Genomic DNA, 21,328 nt, shown 5'->3' with positions numbered 1-21,328 from the left:
AGTCCCAACTCTTGGGCCGGTTGACACCCTGTTCGGCTGATGTAATCGCACCGTGGCCGCCGGCGGGCCGTTCCGCCCCTGGTCAGCGGCCCAGGAAGGCGGTCCGCCAGGCGCCCGGCCCGTGGGCGAGCGGGCGCCGCATTTCGCGCGCCGGATCCCGCCACCGCCCCGCGGCGGCCGTGGGCGCCGGTTGCGGACGGCCCGCCGCCGCCCGGGCGGCGATCGCGGCGACGAGGGCGGCGGTCTCCTCCGGCGTCGCGTCGCCCCGGACGATCGTCAGGTACGGCTCGCGCTCGCTCACAGGGGGATGTTCCCATGCTTCTTCGGCGGAAGCGCGGCCCGCTTGTTCCGGAGCGCGCGCAGCGCGCGGACGACCTGGACCCGGGTGTCGGACGGCCGGATGACGGCGTCCACGTAGCCCCGCTCGGCCGCCAGATAGGGGTTGGCCAGCGTGTCCTCGTACTCGGTGACGAACCGGGCCCGCGCCGCGTCGGGGTCGTCGGCCGCCGCGAGCTCCCTGCGGTAGAGGATGTTGACGGCGCCCTGCGCCCCCATGACCGCGATCTGGGCCGTCGGCCAGGCCAGGTTGACGTCCGCGCCGAGGTGCTTGGACCCCATGACGTCGTAGGCGCCGCCGTACGCCTTGCGGGTGATCACGGTGACCAGCGGAACCGTGGCCTCGGCGTACGCGTAGAGCAGCTTGGCGCCCCTGCGGATGATGCCGTTCCACTCCTGGTCGGTGCCGGGCAGGAAGCCGGGAACGTCGACGAACGTCAGCACCGGGATGTTGAACGCGTCGCAGGTCCGGACGAACCGGGCGGCCTTCTCCGACGCCGCGATGTCGAGCGTCCCGGCGAAGCTCATCGGCTGGTTGGCCACCACGCCGACCGAGCGCCCCTCGACCCGGCCGAAGCCGACGACGATGTTCGGCGCGAAGCCCGCGTGGACCTCCAGGAACTCGCCGTCGTCGAGCACGTGCCGCACGACCGTCTGCATGTCGTACGGCTGGTTGGCCGAGTCGGGGATCAGCGCGTCCAGCTCGCGGTCCTCGTCGGTCGTCTCCAGGACGGCCTCGACGTCGTAGGCCGGCGCCTCGTCCATGTTGTTCGACGGCAGGTACGACAGCAGGGCGCGGGCGAACTCCAGGCAGTCCTCCTCGTCGGCGGCCTCGTAGTGGGCGACGCCCGACCGGGAGTTGTGCGTGTGCGCGCCGCCGAGCTCCTCGAACGTCACCTCCTCGCCCGTGACCGTCTTGATGACGTCGGGCCCGGTGATGAACATGTGCGACTTCTCCTGCACCATCAGGACGAAGTCGGTGAGCGCGGGGGAGTAGACGGCGCCGCCGGCGCACGGGCCCATGATCAGCGAGATCTGCGGGATCACGCCCGAGGAGTGCACGTTGCGCTTGAAGATCTCGGCGTACAGGCCGAGGGAGACCACGCCCTCCTGGATACGGGCGCCGCCCGAGTCGTTGATCCCGACGACGGGGCAGCCGACCTTCAGCGCGTGGTCCATGACCTTGACGATCTTCTCGCCGAAGACCTCGCCGAGCGAGCCGCCGAAGACCGTGAAATCCTGCGCGAACACCGCCACCGGGCGGCCGTCCACCGTGCCGTGGCCGGTCACGACGCCGTCGCCGTACGGGCGCTCCTTCTCCATCCCGAAGCTCGTGGAGCGGTGCCGGGCGAACTCGTCGAACTCGACGAACGACCCCTCGTCCAGGAACGCCCGCAACCGCTCACGGGCCGTCATCTTGCCCTTGGCGTGCTGCTTCTCCACCGCGCGCTGGGATCCCGCGTGCGCGGCCTCGCCGAGCCGGCGCTCCAGGTCGGCGATCTTCCCGGCGGTCGTGTGGATGTCGATCTCGTGGGCCCGTTCGGCACTCATCGGTCGCTCACCGTTCCCCGCTCGCTCCGCGCCCGGAACGCGGCCGACCCGCCTGTCGCGGCCCGCTCCGGCCGCGCCCGCTCCGCTCCGAACTCATGTCGCACAGGGTAGCCATCCGCCCGCCGCCTCCCGCCGGGGGGTGGCCCGCCGCGCCAGGGAAACTCGGCGGCGGCGCCGATCGTTTCGCGGATGTGCGGCGACGGCCGCGGTGGACGGCGTTCTGGCAGAGTGAGGCACATGGCGGATGCGGTACGCACGCAAGGACTGTTCAAGCGGTTCGGCGGGCAGGTCGCGGTCGGCGGCGTCGACCTCGTCGTCCCCAAGGGCAGCTTCGCCGGCCTGGTCGGCCCGAACGGGGCGGGCAAGACCACGACGCTCAGCATGATCACCGGGCTGCTCCGTCCCGACGGCGGGCTCGTCGAGATCGACGGCCACAACGTCTGGGCCGACCCCGTCAGCGTCAAGGCGGACATCGGCGTCCTGCCGGAGGGCCTGCGGCTGTTCGAGCGCCTCTCCGGCCGCGAGCTCCTCCTCTACAACGGGCAGCTGCGCGGCATCCCGCTCGACGAGGTTCGCCGGCGGGCCGACGAGCTGCTGCGGATCATGGATCTCGCCGACTCCCAGGACAAGCTGGTGGTCGACTACTCGACCGGCATGCGGAAGAAGGCCGGCCTCGCGGCGGCGCTGCTGCACAACCCCCGGGTGCTGTTCCTCGACGAGCCGTTCGAGGGGGTGGACCCGGTCTCGGCCAACACGCTCGTCGAGGTCCTGCGCCGGTACACCGCGTCGGGCTCGACCGTCGTCTTCTCCAGCCACGTGATGGACCTGGTCGAGCGCCTGTGCGACTGGGTCTCCGTGATGAACCGCGGGCAGATCGTGGCCCAGGGGCCCATCGACTCCGTACGGCGGGGCAGGACGCTGAACGAGGCGTTCCTCGACCTCGTCGGCGTGCGCGGCACCGGTGAGGAGGGGCTGTCATGGCTCGGCTCGTCCACGTCCTGACCGCGCCCGCCGGGGGACGCCGATGGTGACGCTGTTCGTCCGGCTGAAGCTGCGCCTGGTCCGGGGCGGCCTGCGCGGCGACACGATCAGGCAGATCGGCTTCGGCGTGTCGGTGGTCATGGCCGTCGTGGCCGCCGTCTCCGGCTTCCTGCTGCTCTCCTTGATCCGGCTCGCGCCCGACGACGTCGCCCTGAACCTCGGGATCGCGGCCTTCACGCTTCTCACGGTGGGCTGGATCGTCGTGCCGCTGCTGGCCTTCGGCCTCGACGAGACCCTCGACCCGGCCAGGCTCGCGCTGTTCCCGCTGACCACCCGCCGGCTCGCGACCGGGCTGTTCGCCGCGTCGGCCGCCGGTCCGTGGCCGCTCGCGTCCCTGGCGGCCCTGGCCGGCGGCGTGGCCGGGCTCGCGCGGGGGCCGGGAGGGGTGCTGCTCGGCGTCGTGGCCGTGGCGCTGGAGTTCGCCCTGTGCCTGGTCGCCTCCCGGGCTATCACCACCGCGCTGTCGGGGGCGCTGCGCAGCCGCCGCGGGCGCGACCTGCTCGCGGTGGCGGCCGTCGCCGTGCTGCTGCTGTTCCAGCTGCCCAACCTGCTGCTCAACCGCGGCCTGCCGGGGGACCCCGCCCGGATGCTGGAGGCCGCGGCCGTCGTGCTCCGCTGGACGCCGCCCGGCCTGGCCGCCCACGCGATCGCGGACGGCGGGCTCATCGGGGTGGCCGAGCTGATCGCGCTCGGCATGGTCGTGGTCGTCGTGGCCTGGCTGTGGATCGTCGCGCTGCAGCGGGCGCTGGTGCGTCCCGACTCCTCCACGGCCGCCGGTGCCGGCTCGGTGCGCCGGTCGTGGTCCGGGCGCTTCCTGCCCCGGGGCATGCTCGGCGCCGTCGTGGCCAAGGAGCTCAAGTACGCCCGCAGGGAGCCCCGGGGCCGGATCACCTGGTTCACCGCGATCGTGGTCACCGGGGTCGTCATGTTCTCCACCCGGGGGCCTGACGGGGGCGAGGGCGCCGCGTTCGCCGTGTGGCCGGCCGGCCTGGCCGCCCTGATGGTGGGCCTGCAGGCCGCCAACTCCTTCGGCATCGACGGCCGGTCGCTGTGGATGAACGCCGTCGTCTTCTCCGGCGCCCGCGACCTGCGCACCGACCTCGCCGGCCGGCACCTGGCCATCGCGATCATCGCCGTGCCGCTGCTGACCGTCGTGGCCCTGGTCGCCGGGCTGGTCGCCGGAAGCGCGGTGTGGGCGCTCGCGGCGGCGCCGACGGCCTGGGGCGTGCTCGGCGTGTCCCTGGGGGTCGGCGCCGTGTCCAGCGTGATCCTGCCGTACACCTATCCGGAGCGGCTGAACGCCTTCAGCGGCGCCGCTCCCGGCCAGGGCGGCCAGGCGTTCCTCGCGTCGTTCGGGACCATGTTCGGAACCGGCCTGCTCGCCCTGCCCCTCGTCGTGCCGGTCCTGCTCGGCGCGTACTGGCTCGCCGTCCTGGCCGTGCCGTACGGCCTGCTCGTCGCCTGGGCGGGCCGCCGCCTGGCCTCCTCGATCGGCTTCAACCGCCTGCCCGACCTCCTCGCCGCCGTCTCCCGACCCACCTGAGGCGTCGCGGTGAACTGGTCTAGTCCAATTGGTGAGACCGGTCTCGGGGCACCGAAGGGGATTCGCTAGCCTTCGAACCATGGCCGCCATCGCTCCAGCCGAACGACACAACGCCGTCGCGGAGATGCCGGACGAGCTCCGGGCCGACGTGCGACTCCTGGGAGGACTCCTGGGTCAGGTGATCGCCGAGCACGGCGGTCCCGACCTCCTGGCCGACGTGGAACGGCTGCGCAAAGCCGTGATCGCGGCCCGGCGCCACGAGACGACGGCGGACGAGGTCGCGGCCATGGTGGCCGAGTGGCCCGTCGACCGGGCCGTCCACATCGCGCGCGCGTTCACCTGCTACTTCCACCTCGCCAACCTGGCCGAGGAGCACTACCGCATCCGCATCCTGCGCCAGCGGGACACCGACGACGTGCCGCTGCGTGAGTCGCTGGCGGAGGCCGTCCAGCGGCTCAGGGGCGACGACCGGCTGCGGGAGCTGGTCGAGGGGCTGGAGTTCCGCCCGGTGCTGACGGCCCACCCCACGGAGGCCAGGCGGCGGGCGGTCGTCACCGCCATCCAGCGGATCAGCGCCCAGCTCGACGCGTACAACACGCCCGGACGGGGCGCGGCCGAGCGCGAGGAGGCGCACCGCCGGATGCTCGAGGAGATCGACATCCTGTGGCGGGCGGCGCAGCTGCGGTCGACCAAGCTCGACCCGCTCGACGAGGTCCGCACCGCGATGGCGGCCTTCGACGAGACGCTGTTCCGCACGGTGCCGCTGATCTACCGGTCGTTCGACGCGGCGCTCGCGCCGGGCACCGGCACCCGCGAGCCCCTGGCCAAGGCGTACATCCGGTACGGCAGCTGGATCGGCGGCGACCGCGACGGCAACCCGAACGTCACCGCGAAGGTGACCCGGGAGGCCATGCAGATCCAGGCCGAGCACGTGCTGATCGCGCTGGAGAACGCCACCACCCGGATCGGCCGGTCGCTCACGCTCTCCGCGTCGTTCACGCCGCCGTCGGCGGAGCTGCGGGCCGCGCTCGCGCAGGCGGAGGACGACCACCCCGACCTGGTGTCGGAGATGGCCACCCGGTCGCCGCAGGAGCCGCACCGGCAGTGGCTGCTGTTCGTGGCCGCCCGCGTCGCCGCGACCCGCCGCCGCGACCTCGACCTGGCCTACCGCTCGCCGTCGGAGCTCCTGGCGGACCTGCGGCTCGCGCAGGACTCCCTGCGGGGCGCCGGGGCCGAGCGCCAGGCCTACGGCGAGCTGCAGCACCTGATCTGGCAGGTCGAGACGTTCGGATTCCACCTGGCGGAGCTGGAGGTGCGCCAGCACTCGGCGGTGCACGCGACCGCCCTCAAGGAGATCGCCGAGGGCCGGCCGTCGGAGCGCACCGAGGAGGTCCTGGCCACGATCCGGGTGATCGGCTGGATCCAGGAGCGGTTCGGCGTGACGGCCTGCAAGCGCTACGTCGTCTCGTTCACCCGTTCCGCCGACGACATCGCGGCCGTCTACGCGCTCGCGCGGCACGCCCTGGGCGACCGGGCGCCGGTGCTCGACGTGGTGCCGCTGTTCGAGTCGGGCGAGGACCTGGACAACTCCACGGCCGTCCTCGACGGCATGCTCGCCCAGGAGCCGGTGCGCCGCCGCCTGGCCGACAACGGGCGGCGGCTTGAGGTCATGCTCGGATACTCCGACTCGGCCAAGGAGCTGGGCCCGGCCGCCGCGACGCTGCGGCTGTACGACGCGCAGGCGGCCCTGACGGCCTGGGCCGCGGCCAACGACGTGACGCTGACGATGTTCCACGGCCGGGGCGGCGCGCTCGGCCGGGGCGGCGGCCCCGCCAACCGGGCCGTGCTGGCCCAGGCGCCCGGGTCGGTGGCGGGCCGCTTCAAGGTGACCGAGCAGGGCGAGGTGATCTTCGCACGCTACGGCCACTCCGCCATCGCCAAGCGGCACATCGAGCAGGTCACCAACGCCGTCCTGCTGGCCTCGACGTCCGCGGTCGAGTCGAGCGCGGCCGATACGGCCGCCCGGTTCCGCGGGCTGGCCGACCAGGTGGCGAGCGCGTCCGAGCGGGCCTACCGGGCGCTCACCGAGGCGCCGGGCTTCCCCGAGTGGTTCGCGCTGGTGAGCCCGCTGGGGGAGATCGGCTCGCTGCGTCTCGGCTCCCGGCCCGCCCGCCGCGGCCTCGGCGCGCCGCGCTCCCTCGACGACCTGCGCGCCATCCCGTGGGTGTTCGCCTGGGCGCAGACCCGGGCCAACCTCCCCGGCTGGTACGGCCTGGGCAGCGGCCTGGCCGCCGCGGTCGAAGAGAGCGGCCTCGACGCGCTCCGGTCGGCGTACCGGGAGTGGCCGCTGTTCGCCTCGATGCTCGACAACGCGGAGATGTCGCTGGCCAAGACCGACCGGGCCATCGCCTCCCGCTACCTGGCCCTCGGCGGCCGGGGCGACTTCTCCGGCCAGGTCCTGGACGAGTACGACCTCACCCGCCGCCTGGTGCTGGAGGTGACCGGCCACGGCCGGCTGCTGGAGAACCGCCGGGTGCTGTCGCGCGCCGTCCAGCTCCGCGACCCGTACGTGGACGCCCTCAGCCATCTCCAGCTCCGCGCGCTGTCGGCGCTGCGGGCCGACGCCGACCTCACGGAGGAGGAGCGGGAGCGCCTGTCCACGCTCCTGCTGCTGAGCGTGAACGGCGTGGCCGCCGGCCTGCAGAACACCGGCTGACCCTGCGACCCGCCGGCGCGTCCCGTCGCGCCGGCGGCACCACCGGGCCCCGGCCGGCGCATCTCGGCGCCGGCCTGGACGTGGCGGTCAGCCGTTCCCGGTGCGGACGCGCTCGGCGCCGGCGTAGATGTTGAAACGCTCCTCCCGCAGGAACCCCACGAGCGTCATGCCGAACTCGCGCGCCAGGTCCACGGCGAGCGACGACGGCGCCGAGACGGCGCAGACGATCTGCACCCCGGCCGCCATGGCCTTCTGCATGATCTCGTAGCTGGCCCGGCCGCTGACGAGCAGGACGTGCCGGTCCAGTGGCAGCCGGTCGCCGAGCAGCGCCCAGCCGACGAGCTTGTCGACCGCGTTGTGGCGGCCCACGTCCTCCCGGACGCCCACGGGGGCTCCGCCGGCCGTGAACAGCCCGGCCGCGTGCAGTCCGCCGGTCCTGCCGAACACGCCCTGCGCTTTGCGGAGCAGGTCCGGCAGGCCGTACAGGACCTCGGCGCCGACCTCGACCGGCGGGCGGGCGGCGGGCGGCGCGCAGCGGTCGTGCAGGGCGTCGAGGCTCGCCGCGCCGCAGACCCCGCAGGCGCTCGACGTGAGGAAGTGCCGTTCGAGCGCGCGGATGTCGGGCAGGGCGGGCAGGCGGAGCCGTACGGTGACGGTGTTGTACCGCTCCTCGGGCTTCAGGTCCTCGTCCGTGCAGTAGCCGATCGCGGCGATGTCGCCCGGCCGCACGATTCCCTCGCCGTGCAGGAAGCCGGCGGCCAGCTCGAAGTCGGCCCCCGGCGTGCGCATGGTGATCGCGACGGTACGGCTCTCGCCTCCGGCCGTCAGCCGGATCTCCAGGGGCTCCTCGGTGGCGAGGTCGTCGCGCCGGTCGCGGACGGACCCGCCGGTCACCTGGGTGACCCGGATCCGGGTCACCGGTCCCGGGCGGCGCGCCGCCCCCGTGGCCCCCGGTTCCGCAGCCGTGTCCATGCGCGCCCTCCCGTACGGTCGATCCCCGGCCCGCCATGCGGCCGCGGCGGCCTCAGGGGAGCTCTGCCCCGCCATCGGCCGCCTTCACCGTCTCATGAATCGGCGGCGCCGCCTCCCGGGGGTTGTCCCCGGCAGGCCCGCGGGCGCGCCGGCTCGGGCACACGGGGTTGATCAACGGCTGCCGGGCCGGGACCGATAGCCTGGGCATATGCCCGACTCTCCGTACGCCGACCTCGACCGGCCGCCGCTGTCCGAGACGGCGCTCACCAGAGCGCTGGTCCGGCCTGGAGGCCTGTGGTCGTCGGTCTCCGTGGCCGAGCGGACCGGGTCGACCAACGCCGACCTGGCGAAGGCCGCGAGGGAGGGGGCCCGCGAGGGCGCCGTGCTGGTCGCGGAGGCGCAGTTCGCCGGGCGCGGCAGGCTCGGGCGGACCTGGTCGGCCCCGCCGCGGTCGGGGCTGACGTTCTCGATGCTGCTGCGGCCCGAGGTGCCGCCCGCCCGCCTGGGGTGGCTGTCGCTGCTGATCGGGCTGGCCGCCGCCTCCGCCGTCCGCCGGCTCGCCGAGGTGGACGCGCTGCTGAAGTGGCCGAACGACCTGCTGGTGGGCGAGCGCAAGCTCGCCGGCATCCTGGCCGAGCGGGTCGACGGGGCGATCATCGTGGGGATGGGCCTCAACGTCTCGCTGCGGCCCGAGGAGCTCCCGGTGGACCGGGCGACCTCCCTGGCCATCGAGGGCGCGGCCTGCACCGACCGCGACCCGCTGCTGCGGGCCGTCCTGCGGGAGGTCGAGTCCCACTACCGGGAGTGGACCGCGGCCGACGGCGATCCCGACGCGAGCGGCCTCCGCCCCGCGTACCTGGCCTGGTCGGCCACCGTGGGCCAGGAGGTGCGGGTCGAGCTGCCGGGCGAGCGCGTGCTGAGCGGCCTGGCCACGGGCGTCGACCGGTCCGGCCACCTGCTGGTCCGAGCCGGGGGCGAGGAGCACGCGCTCAGCGCCGGCGACGTGGTGCACGTCCGCCGCCCCTGAGCGCCCCGCGGGCCCGCGACCCCGGGTGTTCGGACGCGGAGCATGCAAACGCAGGGCGAACGTGTCACGATTTGCGCCATGGGTCTCCCGGATCACTACCTGACCGAGGGCGAGCGGGTCGTTCTATCGTTCCATCCGCACTGGAAGCGGCTCATCCTGCCGTTCCTCGCCCTCATCGTCGTCGTGGCCGCCGCCGGCGCCGCGCTCTTCCTCATCCCCGGCGACTACGAGTACGCGGGCTACGCCCGCATCGCGGTCGCGGTCGTCGCGCTGGTCGCGCTGACGCTCTGGACCTTCATCCCCTACCTGCGCTGGACGACCACGTCGTACACGCTGACCTCGCACCGGTTCGCGATCAGCACCGGGATATTGAACAAGTCGGACGACGACATCCCGCTCGCCAAGGTCAACAGCGTGAGCTCCGACCAGCGGTTCGTGGAGCGGCTGCTCGGCTGCGGCACGCTCCGGGTGGAGTCGGCGTCCGAGAAGGGCGAGATCGACTACCGGGACATCCCCAAGATCCAGCTCGTCCGGCAGGAGCTCTTCCGCCTGGTGGAGGACGCCTCGGACGGGAACATCGACGGGAGATGAGCACGCGGCGCGCCTCGCGCCGGCCGGGGGAGGGGGGACGTGGACACCAACGGGCGCCCCGGCGCCGACGAGATGCGGCAGCTCTTCCTTGGGCCGCCGCCGGTCTACACGCGCCGTCAGGTGGCCGAGGCGGCCGGCATCCCGCAGGACCTGGCGGCGCGGATCTGGCGCGCCCTCGGCTTCGCCACGCTCGCCGACGACGCGGTGGCGTTCACCGAGGCCGACCTGGAGGCCCTCCACCGCATCCGCGACCAGATCGAGGCGGGGCGGCTCGACGAGGCGACCGTGATCCGCATGGCCCGGGCCCTCGGCCGTACGACGGCCAGGCTGGCCCAGTGGCAGGCCGAGATCATGATCGGGGCGCTGCTCGATCCCCAGGGGCGGCCGAGCGACGAGGACCTGCGCCGGGTCATCGACACCGTGGGCCGCCTGCTGCCCGACTTCGAGCACTCGCTCGTCCACGTCTGGCGGTCGCAGCTCGCCGCCGCGGCCAGCCGGCTGATCTCGCTCACCGAGATCGGCGAGGAGGTCCTGCCGACCCGGCTCACGCTCGCCGTGGGCTTCGCCGACCTGGTGGCGTTCACCCGGGTGTCCCGGGAGCTCGACGAGCTGGCCCTGGCCGACCTCGTCGAGGGGTTCGAGTCCCGGGCGTCCGACGTGATCGCATCCCACGACGGACGCCTGGTCAAGACCCTCGGCGACGAGGTGCTGTTCACCTCGGGAGACCCCAGCACCGCCGCCCGCATCGCGTTCGACCTCGTCGACGAGCTCAAGCCCGACGAGGAGGGCCCCGACGTGCGGATCGGCCTCGCGTACGGGCCGGTCCTGCCGGCTATGGGGGACGTGTTCGGCACGACCGTCAATCTGGCGGCCCGGCTCACCGCCATCGCCCGCCCGGGCACGATCGTCGCCGACAGCGGCCTGGCCGAGGCCGTGGCCGACGCCCCCGGCGTCGAGTTGCTGAAGCTGCGCCGCCGCCCCGCCCGCGGGCTCGGAGTCGTACAGCCGTACGTTCTCCGCAGGGCGGACCAGACCACTCGCAAGATCCAGAGAAAAGGCTGACCCAGCCGAGCGAAAGATGAGGTGCAGGACATGCCGTACGAAGTCCAGGGCGTGGTGGCACGAGGCAAGGGCGAGGCGGTGACGCTGGAGACCGTCCACGTGCCGGATCCGGGCCCGGGCGAGGCCGTCGTCGACGTCAAGGCCTGCGGGGTCTGCCACACCGACCTCCACTACCGCGAGGGCGGCATCAACGACGACTTCCCGTTCCTGCTCGGCCACGAGGCCGCCGGGATCGTGTCGGCCGTCGGCGAGGGCGTGACCGACGTGGCGCCGGGCGACTACGTGATCCTCAACTGGCGGGCCGTGTGCGGGGCGTGCCGGGCCTGCCTGCGCGGGCGGCCGTGGTACTGCTTCAACACCCACAACGCGACCCAGAAGATGACGCTGGCCGACGGGACCGTCCTGAGCCCGGCGCTCGGCATCGGCGCCTTCGCCGAGAAGACCCTGGTCGCCGCCGGGCAGTGCACGAAGGTGAACCCGGCCGCCAAGCCCGAGGTCGCCGGCCTGCTGGGCTGCGGCGTGATGGCCGGGCTCGGCGCCGCGATCAACACCGGCGGCGTCACCCGCGGCGACTCCGTGGCCGTCATCGGGTGCGGCGGCGTGGGCAACGCCGCGGTCCTGGGGTCCCGGCTGGCCGGGGCGGGGACGATCATCGCGGTGGACGTGGACGACCGCAAGCTCGACTGGGCCCGCGAGTTCGGCGCGACCCACACGGTGAACTCCCGGGAGACCGACCCCGTGGAGGCGATCCGCGAGCTGACCGGCGGCAACGGCGCGGACGTCGTGATCGAGGCCGTCGGCCGCCCGGAGACGTACACGCAGGCGTTCTACGCCCGTGATCTCGCCGGGACCGTCGTGCTCGTCGGCGTGCCCACCCCCGAGATGCGGCTCGAACTGCCCCTGCTCGACGTCTTCGGCCGCGGCGGTGCGCTCAAGTCCTCCTGGTACGGCGACTGCCTGCCGAGCCGCGACTTCCCCATGCTGATCGACCTCTACCTGCAGGGCCGGCTCGACCTCGAGGGCTTCGTCTCCGAGACCATCGCGCTCGACCAGGTCGAGGAGGCCTTCGGCCGGATGCACCGCGGGGAGGTGCTGCGCTCGGTCGTCCTTCTCTAATACAGGTTGTGAGGGGCCTCACGTAGGCAAGGCTTACCGAAGTGAGTTATCTTAGGCATGCCTTACCTTCCTACTGAGAGGCCCCTCCTGCCATGTACGTCTGCATCTGCCGCGCCGTCACCGAGAGCGAGGTGCACGACTGCATCGCGAACGGGGCCAAGAGCGCACGTCAGGTGCGTGACGCGACCGGCGCGGGAGGGGACTGCGCGTCCTGTGTCCGGAAGATCTGTGCGATGCTGAAACGGTCAGAGGACCTCGTCACCAGCGCATAGATCGAGGGGTGCGATGCAGGGGGACAAGGAGATCGTCGCGCTGCTCAACGAGCAGCTCACCTCCGAGCTCACCGCCATCAACCAGTACTTCCTGCACGCCAAGCTGCAGCAGCACTGGGGCTACACGAAGCTCGCCGCCTACACGAGGGCCGAGTCCATGGACGAGATGCGGCACGCCGAGGATCTCACCGACCGCATCATCTTCCTCGAGGGCCTGCCCAACTACCAGAAGCTGAACACGCTGCACATCGGGCAGACGGTCAGGGAGCAGATCCAGGCCGACCTGGACCTAGAACTCGGCGTGGTCCGGCGCCTGCGGCCCGGCATCGCGCTCATGCGTGAGCGGGGCGACATCACCTCCGCGACGCTGTTCGAGCGGATCCTCGCCGACGAGGAGCACCACATCGACTACCTGGAGACGGAGCTCGGCCTCATCGAGAGCCTGGGAGAGCAGCTCTACCTCCAGCGGTACGCCGAGCCTCCTTCGGCATCCTGATCCCGGCCCGCCGGCCGCGCGCCCGCCCGCCGGGAGGGGTCCCCTGCGTGCCAGTGAACCCCGGCGGTTGGTCGATTAAAGCGATATTTCAATGGCTTGTCCATAGCCGTACCGGATAACGGGAGAATGCCCGGAACGCCCGGCCCCTTGCGTGATGACTATCCGGGATTTATCAGTGTTTGCCCAGGTCAATTGATGGGTCAACGACAAGTCAAAGTGCGCGCTGTACCGAGGAAACGATCGCTTAAGGTCCTACGATCGCATCCATGACCTGCGTACTTCTCGCCGAGGATGACACCTCGATTTCCGAGCCACTGGCGCGCGCCTTGCGCCGGGAGGGCTATCAGGTCGAGGTGAGCCCGGATGGCCCGCAGGCCCTCGAAAGGGCCCTGTCGGGGGGCGTCGACCTGATAGTTCTCGACCTCGGCCTTCCAGAGATGGATGGGCTGGAGGTTGCTCGCCGCATCAGAGCTGAGGGACACGGGACCCCGGTCCTGATCCTCACCGCACGTGTCGACGAAGTCGACACCGTCGTCGGCCTCGACGCGGGCGCCGACGACTACGTGACCAAGCCGTTCCGCCTTGCCGAGCTGCTCGCCCGCGTGCGGGCGCTGCTGCGGCGCGGAACCTCCGAGACCCCGGTGGTGCAGGGCGTCCGCATCGACGCCGACTCCCGCCGGGCCTGGATGGGAGACAAGGAGCTGCACCTCACCACCAAGGAGTTCGACCTGCTGCGCGTGCTCGTGCGGGACGCCGGCAAGGTCGTCACCCGCGAGCAGATCATGCGCGAGGTGTGGGACACCAACTGGTGGGGCTCGACCAAGACACTCGACATGCACATCTCGTGGCTGCGCCGCAAGCTGGGGGACGACGCGGCCAAGCCGCGATACATCACGACGGTCCGAGGGGTCGGCTTCCGTTTCGAGCGCGAGTAGGCCGCCGTGGGGCGGTCGTCGGGGAGGAGCTAGCACGTGCGCCGGCGCCTGCTGTCCTCCATGCTGCTCGTCGCGGTCATACCGGTCCTGCTGTTAGGCGTGCCCCTGGGCGTGGTCGTCGTCCGGCTCATCAACGACGAGGCCGCCCAGGAGCTCAGAGCCGAGGCGAACCGCCTGCTGATCGGAGTGGAGTACTCGCTCGGCCAGCAGCAGGGGATCAACGCGGACCAGCTCGCGAAGAACTACCCGGACCGGTACCTCCAGGTCTTCGTCCGGGGGGCCCAGCCGTTCGAGGTCGGCACGCCGCCACCGGGGGGACGGGAGCTGACCGAGGAGGCGCGGTCCGAGAACGGGTACGTCCTCGTGAGCCGCGACGCGGCCCAGATACAACAGGACATCCGCGCGCGGCTGGTGTTCACCGCCGTGCTCGGGATCGTCGCGCTCGGCGCCGCCGTCGGGCTCGCCACCATAACGTCACAGCGCCTCAGCCGGCCGCTCCGGGAACTGACCAAGATCGCGGAGCGGCTCGGCTCGGGTGACGCGCGCCCCAGCAGGCACCGCTCCGGCATCCCGGAGCTGGACCTCGTGGCCGACGTCCTGGACCGCAGCGCCCTGCGCATCAGCGATCTGCTGGCGCGGGAACGGGAGTTCGCCACGGACGCGTCCCACCAGCTGAGGACGCCGCTCACCGGGCTCACCATGCGCCTGGAGGAGATCGTCGCCGCCGCCGACGAGCCCGGCATCGTCCGCGAGGAGGGCGAGGCCGCAATCGTGCAGGTCGAACGGCTCACGGCGGTGATCGACGAGCTCCTCGCGGCGGCCCGCAGGCAGCGGCACGCCCAGGCGGCGCCGATCGACGTCGACGACGTCGTGGAGCAGCAGATCACCGAGTGGGAGCCCGCGTTCCGGCGGGCCCAGCGCTCGCTCATCCTCGCCGGTGACCGCGGGCTGAGCGCGCTCGGCACGACCGGCGGGCTCAGCCAGGTGCTGTCCACCCTCCTGGAGAACTCGCTGAAGCACGGCGACGGGGCGCTGACGATCAACACGTCCAGCACCGAACGGTCGATCGTGATCGAGGTGGCCGACCAGGGCCCCGGAATCCCCGACGCGCTCGGCCAGAAGGTCTTCGAACGCAGCGTCAGCGGCGGAGGCGGAACGGGTCTCGGGCTCACGCTCGCGCGGGCCCTCGTCGCGGCCGACGGAGGCCGGCTGGAGCTGGTCAAGCGCAGTCCCGCGACGTTCGCCATCTTCCTGCGCCACGTCACCGACAGCGAGCGCGACCGCCGGGTGGTGAGCGGCCCGGCCTAGTGGGCTCGGCGCACCCAGGTGGCCGTGAGCCCGCCGGCACCGGGTTCACGGGCTCAGGCCGTCGTGTGGTCGGCCGTCCTGGCTTGCGGCCGTTGCTAGTCGGCGGCTTTGGGCTTTCCGGTGCAGTTCAGCGGGGACCCCTTCTTCTCCAGGCCGAACGCCGCAGCGGGCCCGTCCTCGATCCCGCCGACCCGGAGGGTGCCGATCCCGATCACCAGTTCCGTTCCGGCCGGCATCGCCTCCGGGTCGATGGTGATCGCGAGGCCGCCGTCTCCGGGCAGTTTGTGCACCACATCGGAGACCTGCAGCTTGTCGTCGGGGGATGAGCACACGTGCCCGGACGTCAGTACCACGGGGACTCCGGCGTCGGCCAGGGTCTTGCTCAGCCCCGCTGGGTCCTTCAGCTCGCGGATCGTCACCTCCACCATGCCGTCCGGCGAGGTGTTGACCGACCATGCGGCCAGGTTGACGTGGACCGCCCGGGCGCCGGACGATCCGCTGGGAGCGCCGGGGTGGTCGCCGGACGTCACAGGCGTACCGCCGGACAAGGACAGCGCCAGGCCGATCGCCAGCGCCAGGCCGCCCGTGCCCACCCCCGCGATGCCGCGGAGCCGGCGTCCGCGGGCCCGAGCCATGATCGCTTCGGGCCGCTGGTCCATGCGCACGTGGGTGAGGGCGTCCTTGGTGCTGGTGAGGGAGCTTCGCAGTGTCGCCAGCATGTCGTCGTCGTTCACGAGGTGACCTCCTGGTCCCTGAAGGAATGTGTTTGCGCGCGGAGTGTGGCGAGCGCCCGGTGCAGGTGCGCGCCGACGGTTCCCGAGGAGATGCCGAGCAGCTTCGCCGTGGCATCGGTGTCCAGGTCGAAGAAGACCCTTAGCGTGATCACTTCGCGCTGCCTGAGCGGTAGCAGCCGGAGCGCCGCAACCAGCGCGTCGTCGAGACCCACGTCCGCCGAACGCGCCAGGTGGCTGTCCTCTGTCAACGCTGTCGGATCGTCCACTGTCAGCTCGCGCCGGCGACGCCTCCACCAGGACACGTGGGCGTTCAGCGCGGTCCGCACCACCCAGGCGCGTGGCACAGGGTGCTCGCGCACCTTGCGCCAGGACGTCCAGGCCCGGGTGAACGCCTCCGCCACCAGGTCCTCGGCGAGTTGCCTGTCGCCGACGTTGACCAGCACGATCCGCAGGCAGTCATCCTTGAAGGCGGTGTAGAACGTGCTGAATTCTCGTCCTCTTTGCTCCACACTCCAATTACGCATGAAGCCTCGGATCCCTTTACCTGGGCGGCCACGGCGTCTCGGAAGCACTACACTCAACTTGCGTGCCGAGAACCGGCAGCCCTGCCACCGCGGGCTTCAAGGCGCGGACCAGGCCCGGTGAACATGCGTGATCAGTGCACTGGCGAGCGGTCAGCGCACCGGAAGCGGCCCGGACAGGCGGGTGAGCGCGGTGGGCGCGGTCAGCGCGTCGAGAGCGGGCCGGGTGCGGCCTTCACGTCGTCGATCGGGGGCAGCTCCGGAGCCGCCAGGAACACCCACTTCTTGTACGACCAGAAGCGGAACAGCGTGCCGAGCACGAGGCCGATGCCCTGCGCGATGTTGTAGCTGAGCGGGTCGTGCAGCTTGAGCGAGTAGGAGACGAAGCCGATCACGAGCAGTGAGATCAGCAGCCCGACGCCGTTGAGCAGGAAGAACAGCACGTACTCCCGGGCGAGGCCGGTCTGCTCGCGATGCCGGAAGGTCCAGAACCGGTTGCCCAGGTACGCCAGGGTGGCGGCGACGACCGTGGCCAGCACCTTGGAGGTGAGCGGCCCGAGGCCCACGCCGAAACGCAGCAGGTTGGTGCCGCCGAAGTCGACCACGAAGGCGAGAGCGCCCACGACGCCGAACTTCAGCAGCTCGTGGACGAGCACGGCGAACCGCTCGTAGGCGCGGCGAAGAATCTGCACGTCCCGCAGGTCCTTCCTGGTCGGCGGCGAGGTCTTCCCAGGCTACCGGTAGAGAGGGCGGATGGTGGTGTTACGACCGCCCCCGTGTGATTCTGCCCAGTCCGACAAAGAACATTTCAAGAAATATCCCACTATGAGAGATAACGCGGGGCGACACGGGCTACGCTCTCCGCCGACCGGATCATCCCCATCCGGTGTCTGCGTTGTCCCCGAGAGGTGGCCACCACCGTGCTGCGCAGAATCACCGCCCTCGGGCTCGGCCTCGTCCTTCTGGCGGGATGCGGAAACGAGAGCGCGAGCGAGACGCCGGGCGGCGCCGGCGATTCGCCCTCCACCGCGGCGGCCGCGATCACCCAGGCCGACGCGGAAGCGGCCTTCGACGGCCTGGGCGAGCTCGGCGACGCCTGGAAGCACAAGGACTGCGCGAAGATCGCCTACCTCACCACCTGGGCCGAGGCCGCCCTGGGGGAGTCCCTGTGTGACGCGGCCAGGAACGGCCGGCCGGCCCCTGGGTTCACGGCCTACACCGACCCGGAGTTCTACCTGCCCGACTCGGAGGGCGGCTCCGGCGACGCGCCGTGGTTCGCCGTGCTGGCGCACAAGCCCAAGCCCGCCTACTTCGTGTTCGTCCGCTCGGAGGGCCGGTGGCGGCTGGGCGCCGGGCCGATCCCGGTCGTCGGCGACGCGCCCGCGATCGAGGGCGAGGTGCGGGCGGCCGAGGCCGACGCGGGGATCGCCCTCAGGGCCCGGCTCGTGCCGACCCGCCACGTGGCCTTCCTCACCGACGCGGCCGGGGTGAGCGGGGTCCGGTTCGCCTCCGGCGACCCCATGCGCGACCTGCTGCGCGACCTGGTCCGCGCGCCCTCATCCGCCTCCCCCGACCGGGTCGAGACCGACGTACGGCTGGAGGGGCCGTCCCGGGCCATCGCGCTGCCGGACGGCGCGGCGCTCGTGTTCCACGCCCTGCGGGTCGTCTACACGCAGCGGCCCGGGTCCGGGCGCTCCTCGCTTGTCCATCCCCGCTGGAGCGCCGCCGACCTGCGGGCGTTCACCGGCAGGAGCGCGCCGGGCGCCGTGACGGGCAGCGACCTGGTGGTGCTGGCCACGAGGGTCGCCAAGGACAACGAGCTGACCACGGTCGGCCTGCGCCGGACCCTCGCCGGGATCACCTCCGGCGCCTCCGGCTGAAACCCCGGCTCGGAGCCGCTGGGACGGGCGCCGCGGCGGGCGCACCTGCCGGGAATCGGTAGGCTGACCTGTCGTGAACAGGCCGAATGTACCCCCTGTCCCGGTCGTGACCGCACCGGTCGTCGGCATGGTCGGCGCGGGCCAGCTCGCCCGGATGACCCAGCAGGCCGCGATCGCTCTGGGCGTGGACCTGCGCGTGCTGGCCAACACCCGGGACGAGAGCGCCGCCCGGGTCGTCGTCGACACCCGGCTCGGCGACTACCGCGACCTCGCCGACCTGATGGAGTTCGCCAAGGGCTGCGACGCCATCACGTTCGACCACGAGCACGTGCCGACCGAGCACATCAGGGCGCTGCTCGCGGAGGGCCACGCCGTCCACCCGGGCGCCGACGCGCTCGTCCACGCGCAGGACAAGGCCGTCATGCGCGAGCGGCTCACCGCGATCGGCGCCCCGTGCCCCGCCTGGGCGCGGGTGCCGGCCCTCGCCGACGTCGAGGCGTTCGCCGCGGAGAACGGCTGGCCGGTCGTGCTCAAGGCGGTCCGCGGCGGGTACGACGGCCGGGGCGTCTGGGTCTGCTCCACCCCGGAGGAGGCGCGGGAGGCGCTGGACAGCGGGGTGCCGCTGCTGGCCGAGGCCTTCGTGCCGTTCGAGCGGGAGATCGCCGTGCTGGTGGCCCGCTCGCCGCACGGGCAGGGCGTGAGCTACCCGGTCGTGGAGACCGTCCAGAAGGACGGCATCTGCGTGGAGGTCATCGCGCCGGCGCCGGGCCTGTCCGAGGAGGCCGCGGCCGAGGCCCAGCACGTGGCCCTCACGATCGCCCGCGACCTCGGGGTCACCGGCCTGCTCGCGGTCGAGATGTTCGCCACCGCGTCCGGCCTGGTCGTCAACGAGCTGGCCATGCGGCCGCACAACAGCGGCCACTGGACGATCGAGGGCGCCCGCACGTCCCAGTTCGAGCAGCACCTGCGGGCCGTGCTCAATCTGCCGCTGGGCTCGCCGTCGCTCACCGCGCCCGTCGTGGTCATGGCCAACCTGCTGGGCGGCCCCGACCCCGACGTGTACTCCCGGTACGAGCACGTGATGGCCAACGACCCCGGCATCAAGATCCACTTTTACGGCAAGGACGTGCGGCCGGGACGCAAGATCGGGCACGTGACCGCGCTCGGCACCGACCTCGACGAGGTCAGGGCCCGCGCCCACCACGCCGTGACCTGCCTGAGAGGACCTGTCGATGCCTGACGTCGGGATCGTCATGGGAAGCGACTCGGACTGGCCGGTCATGCGCCAGGCCGCCGAGGCGCTCGCCGAGTTCGGCGTGCCGTTCGAGGCCGACGTGGTCTCGGCCCACCGCATGCCCGCCGAGATGATCGAGTACGGCTCCCGCGCCGCCTCGCGGGGACTCAAGGCGATCATCGCGGGTGCAGGGGGCGCCGCCCACCTGCCCGGGATGCTGGCCTCGGTGACCCCGCTGCCCGTGATCGGCGTGCCGGTGCCGCTGAAGTACCTGGACGGGATGGACTCGCTGCTGTCCATCGTCCAGATGCCGGCCGGGGTGCCGGTGGCGACCGTGGCAGTGGGCGGAGCCCGCAACGCCGGTCTGCTCGCGGTACGGATCCTGGCGGCGGCCGACGAGGGCCTGCGGCGGCGGATGGAGGAGTTCCAGGCCGCGCTCAAGGAGCAGGCGTACGCCAAGGGGGAGCGGCTGCGCGCCGAGGCCGCCGGCATGCCCGGCGCGGTCACCGAGTCGCCGCGCGGCGGGTGAGGCGGGACGGCAGCCACGCCGACACCACCAGCGCGAGCGCGGTGAAGCCGACGGACCACCAGAACGTGTCGCCGAACGCGGCGGCCGCGCCCGCCGGCCCGCCGCCGCGGTGACCGGCTAGTTCGCGTTCGAGTACGACCGCGAGCACGGCGGTTCCGAACGAGCCGCCGATCTGCTGCAACGTCCGGGTGATCACACTCGCGTGCGGGACCTGCTCGTGGGCGAGCCCCTCGTACGCGCTGGTCATGATGGGGATGGTCACGGCGCCGAGGCCGGCGCCGCGGACGACCAGGGCGGCCACCAGCCACCAGGTCCCGGTGGCCGCGCCGGCCAGGGCGAACGGCACCGTCCCGAGCGCCGTCACCGCGAGGCCGGCGACGGCGACCGGCCGGGCACCCAGGCGGTCGGTGAGCAGGCCCGCCGGACTGCGGGTCAGCAGCAGGCCGACGCCCTGCGGGGCGAGCAGGAGGCCCGCCGTGAGCGCGTCCTGGCCCCGGACCTGCTGGAAGTAGAGCGGGACCAGCAGCATGGCGCCGTACAGCACGAAACCGGACAGGAACATCAGCGCGCTCGCGGCCCCGAACGACGGGACGCGAAGCAGCCGCACGTCGACGAGGGGCATGCCGTCCATCGTGATCGCGCGGACGGCGAAGGCCGCCACGAGCGCCCCGCCCGCCACGAGCGGCACGAGCACCTCGGCGTGTCCGAACCCGCCGGCGGCGCCGACCCGGGAGAGCCCGAAGACGACCGCGGCGATGCCGGGGGACAGCAGGGCCAGCCCCACCCCGTCGAGCGACGCCTCGCGGTCGCGGTCGCCGGACGGCATGAACCGCCAGGCCAGGACGAGCCCCGCCACGCAGAACGGCACGTTGACCCAGAAGATCCAGCGCCAGTCGAGGTGCTCCACGATCAGGCCGCCGGCGACGGGGCCGAGGATCGGGCCCAGCAGGGCGGGCAGCGCGACCACCGCCGTCGCCCGGCCGAGGGAGCGCCCGCCCGCCGCCCGGAACAGCAGCGTCTGCATGACGGGCAGCATGAGGCCGCCGCCCGCTCCCTGCACGACCCGGAACGCGATGAGCGCGGGCGCGCCGGGGGCGAGGCTCGCGCCGACCGAACCGGCCAGGAAGAGCGCCAGCGCGTGCATCCACACCCGTTTGCCGCCGAACCGCCCCGTCAGCCAGCTCGTCAACGGCACGGCCATGCCGAGCGCGAGCAGGTAGCCCGTGGTGACCCACTGGACGGTCGAGACGGGCACGCCCAGTTGCCGTCCCAGGGTGTCCAGTGCGATGTTGACGATCGTCGTGTCGAAGACCACGGCGAGCACGCCGGTCAGCATGACGAGCGCGAGCCGGACGAACGCCGGGTCGAGGCGCTCCCGATCGGCGGATGGTTGGGTCACGATGCACTCCGGGGGAGATTGGATACGCTTATGTATCTAATCCGCCGAAAGGTGTGCCGTCAATA

21 protein-coding genes are annotated in these 21,328 nt (G+C 72.4%); 14 read left to right on the top strand and 7 right to left on the bottom strand.

The window, feature by feature from the left end; translation table 11 throughout:
- Positions 1 to 82: 82 nt before the first annotated feature.
- Together MPTA5024_RS23985 and MPTA5024_RS23980 are read right to left on the bottom strand one after the other, a co-directional pair.
- On the bottom strand, positions 83 to 301 hold the full coding sequence (locus MPTA5024_RS23985) for an acyl-CoA carboxylase subunit epsilon (RefSeq protein ID WP_036328182.1): 219 nt from the start codon (positions 299 to 301) through the stop codon (positions 83 to 85).
- Positions 298 to 1,887 carry an acyl-CoA carboxylase subunit beta gene (locus tag MPTA5024_RS23980; RefSeq protein ID WP_036328180.1) on the bottom strand — a complete coding sequence of 530 codons (1,590 nt, stop codon included), beginning with the start codon at positions 1,885 to 1,887 and terminating at the stop codon, positions 298 to 300. The genes MPTA5024_RS23985 and MPTA5024_RS23980 overlap by 4 nt, the downstream gene beginning before the upstream one ends.
- 237 nt (positions 1,888 to 2,124) lie before the next feature.
- Here MPTA5024_RS23980 and MPTA5024_RS23975 point away from each other — a divergent pair, with 237 nt between their 5' ends.
- From MPTA5024_RS23975 to MPTA5024_RS23965, 3 genes are all read left to right on the top strand, one after another.
- Positions 2,125 to 2,889, top strand: a complete 765-nt coding sequence (locus MPTA5024_RS23975; RefSeq protein WP_084369952.1) for an ABC transporter ATP-binding protein — start codon at positions 2,125 to 2,127, stop codon at positions 2,887 to 2,889.
- Between the two features lie 22 nt (positions 2,890 to 2,911).
- Positions 2,912 to 4,471 carry a hypothetical protein gene (locus MPTA5024_RS23970; RefSeq protein WP_036328176.1) on the top strand — a complete coding sequence of 520 codons (1,560 nt, stop codon included), beginning with the start codon at positions 2,912 to 2,914 and terminating at the stop codon, positions 4,469 to 4,471.
- 79 nt (positions 4,472 to 4,550) lie between these two features.
- Positions 4,551 to 7,187 (top strand): phosphoenolpyruvate carboxylase, encoded by a 2,637-nt coding sequence (locus tag MPTA5024_RS23965; RefSeq protein WP_036328175.1) that lies wholly within the window; start codon positions 4,551 to 4,553, stop codon positions 7,185 to 7,187.
- Positions 7,188 to 7,274: 87 nt separating this feature from the next.
- On the opposite strand, the gene fdhD is transcribed toward MPTA5024_RS23965, so the two are convergent.
- Positions 7,275 to 8,159: a formate dehydrogenase accessory sulfurtransferase FdhD gene (fdhD, locus tag MPTA5024_RS23960; RefSeq protein ID WP_051458584.1), complete on the bottom strand. Its 885-nt coding sequence runs from the start codon at positions 8,157 to 8,159 to the stop codon at positions 7,275 to 7,277.
- Positions 8,160 to 8,367: 208 nt separating this feature from the next.
- On the opposite strand from fdhD, the gene MPTA5024_RS23955 reads away from it, so the two are divergent.
- The 8 genes from MPTA5024_RS23955 (at position 8,368) to MPTA5024_RS23920 (ending at position 14,966) form a co-directional block, all read left to right on the top strand.
- Positions 8,368 to 9,186: a biotin--[acetyl-CoA-carboxylase] ligase gene (locus tag MPTA5024_RS23955; RefSeq protein ID WP_036328171.1), complete on the top strand. Its 819-nt coding sequence runs from the start codon at positions 8,368 to 8,370 to the stop codon at positions 9,184 to 9,186.
- Between the two features lie 78 nt (positions 9,187 to 9,264).
- Positions 9,265 to 9,777 (top strand): PH domain-containing protein, encoded by a 513-nt coding sequence (locus tag MPTA5024_RS23950; RefSeq protein WP_036328169.1) that lies wholly within the window; start codon positions 9,265 to 9,267, stop codon positions 9,775 to 9,777.
- 39 nt (positions 9,778 to 9,816) lie between these two features.
- Complete coding sequence (locus MPTA5024_RS23945; protein ID WP_232326614.1) at positions 9,817 to 10,839, top strand: adenylate/guanylate cyclase domain-containing protein; 1,023 nt, start codon at positions 9,817 to 9,819, stop codon at positions 10,837 to 10,839.
- Between the two features lie 30 nt (positions 10,840 to 10,869).
- A complete protein-coding gene (locus MPTA5024_RS23940) occupies positions 10,870 to 11,955 on the top strand; it encodes an S-(hydroxymethyl)mycothiol dehydrogenase (protein ID WP_036329290.1) in 1,086 nt (361 codons plus the stop codon).
- 92 nt (positions 11,956 to 12,047) lie between these two features.
- Positions 12,048 to 12,227 (top strand): (2Fe-2S)-binding protein, encoded by a 180-nt coding sequence (locus MPTA5024_RS23935; protein WP_036328167.1) that lies wholly within the window; start codon positions 12,048 to 12,050, stop codon positions 12,225 to 12,227.
- A 13-nt stretch (positions 12,228 to 12,240) separates the two neighbouring features.
- On the top strand, positions 12,241 to 12,723 hold the full coding sequence (bfr, locus tag MPTA5024_RS23930; protein WP_036328165.1) for a bacterioferritin: 483 nt from the start codon (positions 12,241 to 12,243) through the stop codon (positions 12,721 to 12,723).
- A 266-nt stretch (positions 12,724 to 12,989) separates the two neighbouring features.
- Positions 12,990 to 13,658, top strand: coding sequence for a response regulator transcription factor (locus MPTA5024_RS23925; protein ID WP_030451323.1), 669 nt, complete (start codon positions 12,990 to 12,992; stop codon positions 13,656 to 13,658).
- Between the two features lie 36 nt (positions 13,659 to 13,694).
- Positions 13,695 to 14,966: an ATP-binding protein gene (locus MPTA5024_RS23920; RefSeq protein WP_036328161.1), complete on the top strand. Its 1,272-nt coding sequence runs from the start codon at positions 13,695 to 13,697 to the stop codon at positions 14,964 to 14,966.
- Positions 14,967 to 15,061: 95 nt separating this feature from the next.
- On the opposite strand, the gene MPTA5024_RS41250 is transcribed toward MPTA5024_RS23920, so the two are convergent.
- The 3 genes from MPTA5024_RS41250 to MPTA5024_RS23905 all read right to left on the bottom strand — a co-directional run bounded on the left by MPTA5024_RS41250 (position 15,062) and on the right by MPTA5024_RS23905 (position 16,913).
- Positions 15,062 to 15,700 carry a hypothetical protein gene (locus tag MPTA5024_RS41250; protein WP_036328159.1) on the bottom strand — a complete coding sequence of 213 codons (639 nt, stop codon included), beginning with the start codon at positions 15,698 to 15,700 and terminating at the stop codon, positions 15,062 to 15,064.
- Complete coding sequence (locus MPTA5024_RS23910) at positions 15,697 to 16,209, bottom strand: SigE family RNA polymerase sigma factor (RefSeq protein WP_198167348.1); 513 nt, start codon at positions 16,207 to 16,209, stop codon at positions 15,697 to 15,699. The genes MPTA5024_RS41250 and MPTA5024_RS23910 overlap by 4 nt, the downstream gene beginning before the upstream one ends.
- 215 nt (positions 16,210 to 16,424) lie before the next feature.
- A complete protein-coding gene (locus MPTA5024_RS23905) occupies positions 16,425 to 16,913 on the bottom strand; it encodes a GtrA family protein (RefSeq protein WP_051458582.1) in 489 nt (162 codons plus the stop codon).
- Positions 16,914 to 17,141: 228 nt separating this feature from the next.
- Here MPTA5024_RS23905 and MPTA5024_RS23900 point away from each other — a divergent pair, with 228 nt between their 5' ends.
- The 3 genes from MPTA5024_RS23900 (at position 17,142) to purE (ending at position 19,864) form a co-directional block, all read left to right on the top strand.
- On the top strand, positions 17,142 to 18,101 hold the full coding sequence (locus MPTA5024_RS23900; RefSeq protein ID WP_157099683.1) for a hypothetical protein: 960 nt from the start codon (positions 17,142 to 17,144) through the stop codon (positions 18,099 to 18,101).
- A gap of 73 nt (positions 18,102 to 18,174) precedes the next feature.
- On the top strand, positions 18,175 to 19,341 hold the full coding sequence (locus tag MPTA5024_RS23895; protein WP_084369949.1) for a 5-(carboxyamino)imidazole ribonucleotide synthase: 1,167 nt from the start codon (positions 18,175 to 18,177) through the stop codon (positions 19,339 to 19,341).
- Positions 19,334 to 19,864, top strand: coding sequence for a 5-(carboxyamino)imidazole ribonucleotide mutase (purE, locus tag MPTA5024_RS23890; protein WP_036328157.1), 531 nt, complete (start codon positions 19,334 to 19,336; stop codon positions 19,862 to 19,864). Before MPTA5024_RS23895 ends, purE begins: the two co-directional genes overlap by 8 nt.
- Here purE and MPTA5024_RS23885 read toward each other — a convergent pair.
- Positions 19,839 to 21,263 (bottom strand): MDR family MFS transporter, encoded by a 1,425-nt coding sequence (locus MPTA5024_RS23885; protein ID WP_036328155.1) that lies wholly within the window; start codon positions 21,261 to 21,263, stop codon positions 19,839 to 19,841. The genes purE and MPTA5024_RS23885 overlap by 26 nt on opposite strands.
- Positions 21,264 to 21,328 lie beyond the last annotated feature (65 nt).

It is taken from the genome of Microbispora sp. ATCC PTA-5024 (assembly GCF_000511135.2).
Lineage (GTDB): Bacteria > Actinomycetota > Actinomycetes > Streptosporangiales > Streptosporangiaceae > Microbispora > Microbispora corallina.
The sequence above is the reverse complement of the archived record's forward strand: the minus strand, read 5'-3'. Positions and strand labels throughout refer to the sequence as shown.